Source organism: Mesorhizobium sp. M2A.F.Ca.ET.037.01.1.1 (genome assembly GCF_003998075.1).
GTDB lineage: Bacteria > Pseudomonadota > Alphaproteobacteria > Rhizobiales > Rhizobiaceae > Mesorhizobium.
In genome coordinates this window covers 1-8,220 of record NZ_RZSA01000196.1, presented here as the reverse complement: position 1 = coordinate 8,220, position 8,220 = coordinate 1, and the positions used below count along the sequence as shown (strand labels likewise).

The following is an 8,220-nucleotide window of genomic DNA, read 5'->3' as shown; positions in this document are numbered from 1 at the left end:
AGCCTGCTCGAGGCGGCCCGCGCCATCATCGGCGATCGCGGCATCGGCGGCCCCGTTATCAGTGACTGCGGCGGCGCCAGTTTCTGGAGCGTCGGCCGATCTGGCAAGCTTCTTGCGAGGCTCACCGCCGGCGACGGCTACCAGCTCCGCAAGCGGTTGGTTCCGCTCGTCGAACTGCTCAATGGACGGGCGGGTCTGCCTAAATTGTGGTCACTTTGATCTGAAATACCGGGACATTGCATGAATCTTACGCCGCGTGAAAAAGACAAGCTGCTCATCGCCATGGCGGCGATGGTGGCGCGCAAGCGCCTGGAGCGTGGCGTCAAGCTCAACCATCCCGAAGCCATCGCCCTGATCACCGACTTCGTCGTCGAAGGCGCCCGCGACGGCCGTCCCGTCGCGGAACTGATGGAGGCCGGCGCTCACGTCGTCACCCGCGCCCAGGTCATGGACGGCATCGCCGAGATGATCCACGACGTCCAGGTCGAGGCGACGTTTCCCGACGGCACCAAGCTGGTGACCGTGCACGAGCCGATCAGGTAAAGCGCCGATCCGGTGAGGAGGAAGACCGATGCTGGAGCTTAGGCCAAATTGCGAATGCTGCGACAAGGATCTGCCGCCGGAGGCGACGGATGCGCTGATCTGCACCTTCGAATGCACCTTCTGCGCCGACTGCGTGGACAATGTGCTGGGCGGTGTCTGCCCGAATTGCGGCGGCAATTTCGCGCCGCGGCCGATCCGGCCGGCAGGCAAGCTGACGAAATATCCGCCATCGACCAGGCGCGTGCCCAAGGCCGAAGGCTGCGGCCCGCGCAAGGCCGCTTAACTAGGTCAATTGGAAAGGGCAGAAAGATGATCCCCGCCTCCACGAAACGCAACACGCTCGCCGTCATCCTGTTGCTGGCGGCGGCGATGCCCGCTTACGCCCATGTCGGCGCAGGCTCCACCTCTTCTTTTGCCGCCGGTTTCGTGCATCCGCTGTCCGGCCTCGACCACATGACGGCCATGGTCGCCGTCGGCCTGTGGGCGGCGATGAAGGGCGGCAAGGCGCTCTGGGCCTGGCCGCTGGCCTTCCTCGGCGTGATGCTGGCCGGCGGCGCGCTCGGCATGCTGCATGTGCCGGTGCCTTTCGTCGAGCCGGGCATCCTCGCTTCCGTCGTGGCGTTCGGCCTGCTGGTGGCGCTGGCGATCGACCTGCCGGTCTCGGCCGGGGTCGCCATCATCGGCCTGTTCGCTCTGTTCCACGGTCACGCCCATGGCGCCGAGGTGCCTGAAAACGCTGCCGGCCTCGAATATATGGCTGGCTTTGCCGCCGCCACCGCGCTGCTCCACGGTGTCGGCATGGCAGCCGGCCTTCGGCTTGGGTGGCGTTTCCGCGGCCTGGCGCGCGCCGCCGGCGCCGCTTGCGCGACGATCGGCGTCGGCCTTTCCGTCGGCATGGTGTGAGGGCGCGATGATCCCTGGTGAAGTTATTGCGGCCAAAGGCGAGATCGACCTCAACAAGGGCCGGCCGACCGTCACCCTCAAGGTCGCCAACAGCGGCGACCGTCCGATCCAGGTCGGCAGCCATTATCATTTCTTCGAGACCAATGAGGGCCTGAAATTCGACCGCGAGCGCGCGCGCGGCATGCGGCTGGATATCGCCGCCGGCACGGCCATGCGCTTCGAGCCGGGCCAGGAACGCGACGTCACGCTGGTGCCGCTGGGGGGAAAACGCGAGGTCTATGGCTTCCAGCAGAAGGTGATGGGCAAGCTGTGAGGTCCGCCGCCGCGCTCAAATCACTTCGGAGGCCATCACTTCGGGGGCTTGGCGGCCGCGTAGATGACGACCTTCCCCGGATTGTCGAACTCCACGGCGAGCACGTCCTCGGCCTGCACGCGCCGGGAATCGATCGCGTTGAAGAGCAGGGCGTTCGCCTCGATCTCCTGGCGCAGCTCGGCGACATCGTCCTGATGCTGCTTCATTTTGTTCTCGATGGCCGGCGGCGGCCCGCCTTCGCTGCGCGCCGCATCGGTCAGGAACACGATGTCGACCCTGTCGAGCTTGGTGGTCTTGCGCACCGTGCCGATATTGTCGCGGGTCCGGTCGATGGCGGTGATGACTTTTCCGGCCTCCGTCCTGGAGAGCGCCTCTTCCTGGCGGACATCGGAATCGACGATCGCGGCGGCAGGCTTGTCGCTGCCCAGCGGCTGCGCAGCGGACGCGGCATGGGGCGCGGCGACCGCGAAAAGCGCGGCAACAACCACGGAACTCCATCTTGCAAAACGCCGGCCATTCGCCATCGCTCGCTCCTGACTGACCTCGTGGCGGGGCGAAAACAGCGAAACGGTCCGGCCTGGCCGCAGGTTCCCTTCGAAAGCCTGGCGGCGGACCGAGAGGCGGCCCGCATTCCCTTCAAAATATGGTTGGCGGACCACATGGCGGCCCGCCTGGGCGCGCGATCAGCTCGCCTTCTTGGTGATCAGCGTCAGTGCGCCATTGGGCTGCATGCTGGCGGCAATCACCTGCGCCGAGCTCATGCCCTTGGCTTCGAGCGCGGATTTCACCTTGGGCGTCGCGTCGATCGACTTGCGCAAGGTCTGCAGGCCGGCGTCGCCGCGCTGCGCCACGATCTGGTTGACCTGCGTCTGCGCATCCTTGGGCAGTTCGGTGATGTCGACGACGTTGACGCTCTGGATCGCCGGCGCCGCGGACTGGGCTTTCGGCGCGGCGGGGGCGGTCGGTGCCGGGCTGGGCGGCGGCTGCTGCTGGGCGCCGGCAGCGCCCGCCATCAACAAGCTGGCGGCTGCGGCGACAAGTATCGCGTTGCGCATGGATATTCCTTCCATCGGATTGGGAGTGATTCCGCCCGCCTTAACGGCCCGATGGGAACGCTGAAATGGGCGCTCAAAGTGTCGGCGAGCGGGTCATTGCGTGACCATTGGGTGGCGACAATGTGTGCCCCACGCACAAACAATTGGAATTTCGGGAGCGATTGCTGATGGCCAGGATAAGCCGCGCCGCCTATGCGCAGATGTATGGACCGACGGTCGGCGACAAGGTGCGGCTTGCCGACACCGAGCTGTTCGTCGAGGTCGAGAAGGACCTCACCGTCTACGGCGAGGAAGTGAAATTCGGCGGCGGCAAGGTCATCCGCGATGGCATGGGCCAGAGCCAGGTGACGCGGGCAGGGGGCGCCGTCGACACCGTCATCACCAATGCGCTGGTGGTCGACGCGCTTGCCGGCATCGTCAAGGCCGATATCGGCCTGAAGGATGGCCGCATCGCCGCGATCGGCAAGGCCGGTAATCCGGACACGCAGGATGGCGTCACCATCATCATCGGCCCTGGGACCGAGATCATCGCCGGCGAAGGCAAGATACTGACGGCCGGCGGCTTCGACGCGCATATCCATTTCATCTGCCCGCAGCAGATCGAGGAAGCGCTGATGAGCGGCATCACCACCATGCTGGGCGGCGGCACCGGCCCGGCGCATGGCACCTTGGCCACCACCTGCACGCCCGGCCCCTGGCACATGGCGCGCATGATTCAGTCCTTCGACGCCTTCCCGATGAATATCGGTCTGTCGGGCAAGGGCAACGCGTCAAAGCCGGCGGCGCTGGAAGAGATGGTGCTGGCCGGCGCCTGCTCGCTGAAGCTGCATGAGGATTGGGGCACGACGCCGGCCGCCATCGATTGCTGCCTGTCGGTCGCCGAAGCCTACGACGTGCAGGTGATGATCCACACCGACACGTTAAATGAATCGGGCTTCGTCGAGAACACGGTGGCGGCCATCAAGGGCCGCACCATCCATGCCTTCCACACCGAAGGGGCGGGCGGTGGCCACGCGCCCGACATCATCAAGGTCTGCGGCCTGCCCAACGTCATCCCGTCCTCCACCAACCCGACCAGGCCCTACACGGTCAACACGCTGGCCGAGCATCTCGACATGCTGATGGTCTGCCATCATCTGTCCCCGTCGATCCCCGAGGACATCGCCTTCGCCGAAAGCCGCATCCGCAAGGAGACGATCGCGGCGGAGGACATCCTGCACGACATCGGCGCCTTCTCGATCATCTCCTCGGACAGCCAGGCCATGGGCCGGGTCGGCGAGGTGGCGATCCGCTGCTGGCAGACCGCCGACAAGATGAAGCGCCAGCGCGGCGCGCTGCCCGACGAAACCGGCGACAACGACAATTTCCGCGTCCGCCGCTACATCGCCAAATACACGATCAATCCGGCCATCGCGCACGGCCTGTCGAAGGAGATCGGCTCGATCACCGTCGGCAAGCGCGCCGATCTCGTGCTGTGGAATCCGGCCTTTTTCGGCGTCAAGCCGGAGATGGTGCTGGTCGGCGGCTCGATAGCCGCTGCCCCCATGGGTGATCCGAACGCCTCGATCCCGACGCCGCAGCCGATGCACTATCGGCCGATGTTCGGCGCCTATGGCAAGGCGCTGACCAACTCCTCGGTCACCTTCGTCTCGAAGGCGGCGCTTGACGCCGGCCTGCAGGGCAGGCTTGGCGTCGACAAGGCAATGGTCGCGGTCGAGAACACACGCGGCGGCATCGGCAAGCATTCCATGGTGCTCAACGACGCCACGCCGCATGTCGAGGTCGATCCCGAAACATACGAAGTGCGGGCCGACGGCGAGCTCTTGACCTGTGAGCCGGCCACCGTGCTGCCGATGGCGCAGCGGTATTTTCTGTTTTGACGGGCGGCTGGTCCGATTGACGGGCAAATGGCGTTGCGGCTCGCGCGCGCAGATCGCAATATGCTGCAGAGCAGCAGCATTGTGATCGGGCATGGCCACCGAAATCGCCTCGCAGCACGACATCTTCCCGCATATCCGCATCGTCATGGGCATGGTGATCGGCCTCGGAGTCACCCGCCTGCTTTCGGGAACTGCCCGCATCGTCCAGCATCCCGGCCAATACCGGCTCTATGCGGTGCATCTCGCCTGGGTCGCCTCGGTGCTGTTGATGCTGGTGCATTTCTGGTGGTGGGAGTTCGGCCTCTACGCCATCGAGAACTGGACCTTCGGCAAATATCTTTTCATCATCTTCTACGCCATCACGCTGTTCCTGCTCTGCGCGCTGCTGTTTCCGGATTCGATGCTCGATTACACCAGCTACGAGGACTATTTCTATTCGCGCCGCGCCTGGTTCTTCGGCCTGCTCGGCTTCACCTATCTGCTTGATGTGATCGACACGCTGCTCAAGGGTCCGGAGCATTTCGCCCGCTTCGGCAACGAATATCTGTTCCGCACGCCGGTCTTCGTGGCGCTGTGCATCGTCGCGATCCTGGTGCGCGATCGCCGCTTCCACATCGCTTTCGTCGCGGCCGCGCTGATCTATCAGATATCGTTCATCCTGCGGCTGTTCGACACCATCGTCTGAGCGTTCGCGATGCGGTAGGGTTCTCGGAAAGGCAAGGGTTCAACCATGTACAAGGCTGTCGGATCGCGCGGCTCCCGCGTCAGCCGGGTGCTCTGGATGCTCGAGGAGCTCGGGCAGCCCTACGCGTTCGTCGAGGTCAAGCTGCGCTCGCCGGAAGCCTACGCGCTCAACCCTTCAGGCAAGGTGCCGATCCTGATCGACGACGACCTGAAAATCACGGATTCGGCGGCGATCTGCGTCTATCTGGCCGACAAGCATGCCGACAAAGGCATGGGCGCCAATCCGGGCGTTGCCGGGCGCGCCGAGATGGATTCATGGATGCATTTCGCCCAGAGTGAGTTGGAAGCCCCGCTATGGAACAAGCTGCGCCACCGCTTCCTGCTGCCGAAGGATGTTCGGGTCGATGTCGGCCCGGCTGCGGCGTATGATTTCGCATCCGAAATAAAGGCGCTGGACCGCCGACTTGGCGACAAGCCCTATGCCTTGGGCGACCGCTTCTCGGCCGTTGACGTCTTGCTTGGCGATATGGGCGGCTGGGCGCGTGCCGGCCGCTTTCCGATCGAATCCGACCGGGTGAATGCCTATTTCGACCGTGTCCTCAGGCGCCCTGCACGCGCCCGCGCCCAAGCCAATGGCGGAGCCATGAAATGAAGCTCAACATCACCACCGATTTCACCAAGTTTCCACGCGCTGTCTCGGTGCTTGTCGCCGGTGATCCCGGATTGACGACGCCCTATGACAAGGCCGTGCTGCCGCATGACGAGCGCCATCTGCGCCGCCGCGCCATCGAGACGGCGGCCGGCGACAAGGTGCTGGTCGACCTGCCTGAACCGGTGGCGTTGAACGATGGCGACCGGCTGGTGCTGGAAGACGGCCGCCAGCTCGAAATCGTCGCAGCACCCGAAGAGGTCTACGACATCCGCGCCCGCGACGCCGTTCATCTCACCGAGCTCGCCTGGCACATCGGCAACCGCCACCTCGCGGCGGCGATCGAGCCGGACCGCCTCGTCATCCTGCGCGACCATGTCATCAAGGCGATGCTCGAAGGCCTCGGCGCCAAGGTGCATGAGGTTTCGCAGCCGTTCAGCCCCGTGCGCGGCGCCTATTCAGGGCATGGCCACGATCACGGCCATTCGCATGATCACGATCATGACCACCATGGCCACGATCACGGCCACGCGCATGACCATCATGATCATGACCATGGGCACGATCATCACGATCACGACCATCATCATCACAGCCACCACCATCACCATGACTGAGCAGCTTTCCACTGTCGCGCTGCTACGGCTGATGGCCTGGTTGTCGCCGGCCTTTCCGGTCGGCGGCTTCTCCTACAGCCACGGGCTCGAGCGCGCCGTGCACGATGGATTGATCGCAAATCGTGACGATCTCGCCGGCTGGCTGGAGACGCTGGTCGAGATCGGCTCGGGCTGGAACGACGCCGTGCTGTTCGCCGAAAGCTGGCGTCGTGCGCGCGATGACGGCGACCTCAACAAAGTCGCCGCGCTGGCCGAGGCGCTTGCCGGCTCGCGGGAGCGTCATATGGAGACAATGCTCCAAGGCGCGGCCTTCCTCAAAGCGGCATCTGCCTGGCCGTCTCCGGTGCTTGAACGGTTGCCGGCCGACTGCCCCTATTGCGTTGCGGTCGGCGCCGTTGCCGGCAGCAGCGGTATCGGCCTTTCGGATGCGCTTTCCGCCTTCCAGCAGGCTTTCTTCTCCAATCTTGTGCAAGCGGCGATAAGGCTCGGTGTCGTCGGCCAGGTCGATGCCATCGCATTGTTAGCCGGCTTCGAACCTCTGGCGCTGTCGGTTGCGTCGCGCGCCGCCGCTTCCAGCCTGGACGATCTGGGCGGCTCGGCCTTCATGTCCGACATAGCGGCGATGCAGCACGAAACGCAATATTCCAGGCTGTTTCGCTCATGACCGTGCTTGCCGTCATCCTCTCCTTCGTGCTGCTTTTGATTACCACGCTACATGTCTATTGGGGCATAGGCGGCATCTGGCCGGGTACGGACCAGGCCTCCTGCGCCCGCGCCGTCGTCGGCTTCCGCGGCATCGATGAGATGCCGTCGTCCTTCGCGAGTTTCGCCGTCGCCGCGTGCCTCGCGCTCGCGACGCTCTGGCCGCTGGCGCTGGCCGGCGTCTTTGCGACGCCGTTTCCACGGGAAGGCCTTGCGGCCACCGCGTTGATGATCGGCCTCGTCTTCCTCGGCCGCGGCATAGCCGGCTTCACGCCTTGGTGGCGCAGGCTTACGCCGGAGCAACCTTTCGCGCGGCTCGACCAAAGTCTCTATTCGCCGCTCTGCCTGTTGATCGGGCTGGGCTTTGTCATTCTCTCTATCTCGGAGTTCCCGGCATGACGTCGAAAAACGGTCCTCTTCGCATCGGCATTGGCGGCCCCGTCGGCTCCGGCAAGACGACGCTCACCGAAAAGCTCTGCAAGGCGTTGCGCGACGACTTCTCCATCGCCGTCGTCACCAATGACATCTACACCAAGGAGGACGCGATGATGCTCGCGCGGCTGCAGGCATTGCCGGAGGAGCGCATCGTCGGCGTCGAGACCGGCGGCTGTCCGCACACCGCCATCCGCGAGGATGCCTCGATCAATCTGCGGGCGATCGCCGAGCTGAACAAGAAATTCCCCGACCTCGACATCATCTTCATCGAATCCGGCGGCGACAATCTCGCCGCCACCTTCTCGCCCGACCTCGCCGACCTGACGCTCTATGTCATCTCGGTCTGCCAGGGCGAGGAAATTCCGAGGAAGGGCGGCCCGGCCATTACCCGCTCGGATTTCCTCATCATCAACAAGAGCGATCTCGCGCCCTATGTGAA

13 protein-coding genes and 1 pseudogene are annotated in these 8,220 nt (G+C 64.6%); 12 read left to right on the top strand and 2 right to left on the bottom strand.

Annotation, left to right across the window (positions count from 1 at the left end):
* From EOA27_RS12400 to EOA27_RS12380, 5 genes and pseudogenes are all read left to right on the top strand, one after another.
* Nucleotides 1-219 (top strand): annotated as a pseudogene (locus tag EOA27_RS12400) (hypothetical protein); the annotation flags it as partial.
* A 21-nt stretch (nucleotides 220-240) separates the two neighbouring features.
* A complete protein-coding gene (locus tag EOA27_RS12395; protein WP_041003069.1) occupies nucleotides 241-543 on the top strand; it encodes an urease subunit gamma in 303 nt (100 codons plus the stop codon).
* 28 nt (nucleotides 544-571) lie between these two features.
* Complete coding sequence (locus EOA27_RS12390) at nucleotides 572-826, top strand: DUF1272 domain-containing protein (RefSeq protein WP_126080014.1); 255 nt, start codon at nucleotides 572-574, stop codon at nucleotides 824-826.
* Between the two features lie 26 nt (nucleotides 827-852).
* Nucleotides 853-1,446 (top strand): HupE/UreJ family protein, encoded by a 594-nt coding sequence (locus tag EOA27_RS12385; RefSeq protein WP_127256295.1) that lies wholly within the window; start codon nucleotides 853-855, stop codon nucleotides 1,444-1,446.
* A gap of 7 nt (nucleotides 1,447-1,453) precedes the next feature.
* Nucleotides 1,454-1,759, top strand: a complete 306-nt coding sequence (locus EOA27_RS12380; RefSeq protein ID WP_126080012.1) for an urease subunit beta — start codon at nucleotides 1,454-1,456, stop codon at nucleotides 1,757-1,759.
* A gap of 35 nt (nucleotides 1,760-1,794) precedes the next feature.
* On the opposite strand, the gene EOA27_RS12375 is transcribed toward EOA27_RS12380, so the two are convergent.
* Nucleotides 1,795-2,283: a hypothetical protein gene (locus EOA27_RS12375; RefSeq protein WP_126080011.1), complete on the bottom strand. Its 489-nt coding sequence runs from the start codon at nucleotides 2,281-2,283 to the stop codon at nucleotides 1,795-1,797.
* Nucleotides 2,284-2,442: 159 nt separating this feature from the next.
* On the bottom strand, nucleotides 2,443-2,814 hold the full coding sequence (locus tag EOA27_RS12370) for a hypothetical protein (protein ID WP_127256293.1): 372 nt from the start codon (nucleotides 2,812-2,814) through the stop codon (nucleotides 2,443-2,445).
* A 164-nt stretch (nucleotides 2,815-2,978) separates the two neighbouring features.
* Here EOA27_RS12370 and ureC point away from each other — a divergent pair, with 164 nt between their 5' ends.
* From ureC to ureG, 7 genes are all read left to right on the top strand, one after another.
* Nucleotides 2,979-4,694 carry an urease subunit alpha gene (gene ureC / locus EOA27_RS12365; protein ID WP_189343353.1) on the top strand — a complete coding sequence of 572 codons (1,716 nt, stop codon included), beginning with the start codon at nucleotides 2,979-2,981 and terminating at the stop codon, nucleotides 4,692-4,694.
* 91 nt (nucleotides 4,695-4,785) lie between these two features.
* Nucleotides 4,786-5,379, top strand: coding sequence for a hypothetical protein (locus EOA27_RS12360; RefSeq protein ID WP_126080008.1), 594 nt, complete (start codon nucleotides 4,786-4,788; stop codon nucleotides 5,377-5,379).
* Nucleotides 5,380-5,424: 45 nt separating this feature from the next.
* On the top strand, nucleotides 5,425-6,030 hold the full coding sequence (locus tag EOA27_RS12355) for a glutathione S-transferase family protein (RefSeq protein WP_126080007.1): 606 nt from the start codon (nucleotides 5,425-5,427) through the stop codon (nucleotides 6,028-6,030).
* The gene (gene ureE, locus EOA27_RS12350) at nucleotides 6,027-6,644 is read left to right on the top strand and encodes an urease accessory protein UreE (RefSeq protein ID WP_126080006.1); all 618 of its coding nucleotides are present in this window, start codon (nucleotides 6,027-6,029) and stop codon (nucleotides 6,642-6,644) included. The genes EOA27_RS12355 and ureE overlap by 4 nt, the downstream gene beginning before the upstream one ends.
* Nucleotides 6,637-7,308, top strand: a complete 672-nt coding sequence (locus EOA27_RS12345; RefSeq protein ID WP_348526199.1) for an urease accessory protein UreF — start codon at nucleotides 6,637-6,639, stop codon at nucleotides 7,306-7,308. Before ureE ends, EOA27_RS12345 begins: the two co-directional genes overlap by 8 nt.
* Nucleotides 7,305-7,745: a DUF3995 domain-containing protein gene (locus tag EOA27_RS12340; RefSeq protein WP_126080005.1), complete on the top strand. Its 441-nt coding sequence runs from the start codon at nucleotides 7,305-7,307 to the stop codon at nucleotides 7,743-7,745. Before EOA27_RS12345 ends, EOA27_RS12340 begins: the two co-directional genes overlap by 4 nt.
* The coding region (ureG, locus tag EOA27_RS12335; RefSeq protein WP_127256290.1) for an urease accessory protein UreG at nucleotides 7,742-8,220 on the top strand (479 nt) is incomplete at its 3' end. The genes EOA27_RS12340 and ureG, both read left to right, overlap by 4 nt.

Bases quoted from the DNA above. Each gene is read 5' to 3' on its own strand.
- EOA27_RS12360 (WP_126080008.1), top strand. From the start codon at position 4,786: ATGGCCACCGAAATCGCCTCGCAGCACGACATCTTCCCGCATATCCGC.
- EOA27_RS12340 (WP_126080005.1), top strand. From the start codon at position 7,305: ATGACCGTGCTTGCCGTCATCCTCTCCTTCGTGCTGCTTTTGATTACC.
- EOA27_RS12390 (WP_126080014.1), top strand. From the start codon at position 572: ATGCTGGAGCTTAGGCCAAATTGCGAATGCTGCGACAAGGATCTGCCG.
- EOA27_RS12345 (WP_348526199.1), top strand. From the start codon at position 6,637: ATGACTGAGCAGCTTTCCACTGTCGCGCTGCTACGGCTGATGGCCTGG.
- ureE (WP_126080006.1), top strand. From the start codon at position 6,027: ATGAAGCTCAACATCACCACCGATTTCACCAAGTTTCCACGCGCTGTC.
- EOA27_RS12385 (WP_127256295.1), top strand. From the start codon at position 853: ATGATCCCCGCCTCCACGAAACGCAACACGCTCGCCGTCATCCTGTTG.
- EOA27_RS12395 (WP_041003069.1), top strand. From the start codon at position 241: ATGAATCTTACGCCGCGTGAAAAAGACAAGCTGCTCATCGCCATGGCG.
- EOA27_RS12355 (WP_126080007.1), top strand. From the start codon at position 5,425: ATGTACAAGGCTGTCGGATCGCGCGGCTCCCGCGTCAGCCGGGTGCTC.
- EOA27_RS12375 (WP_126080011.1), bottom strand. From the start codon at position 2,283: ATGGCGAATGGCCGGCGTTTTGCAAGATGGAGTTCCGTGGTTGTTGCC.
- EOA27_RS12380 (WP_126080012.1), top strand. From the start codon at position 1,454: ATGATCCCTGGTGAAGTTATTGCGGCCAAAGGCGAGATCGACCTCAAC.
- EOA27_RS12370 (WP_127256293.1), bottom strand. From the start codon at position 2,814: ATGCGCAACGCGATACTTGTCGCCGCAGCCGCCAGCTTGTTGATGGCG.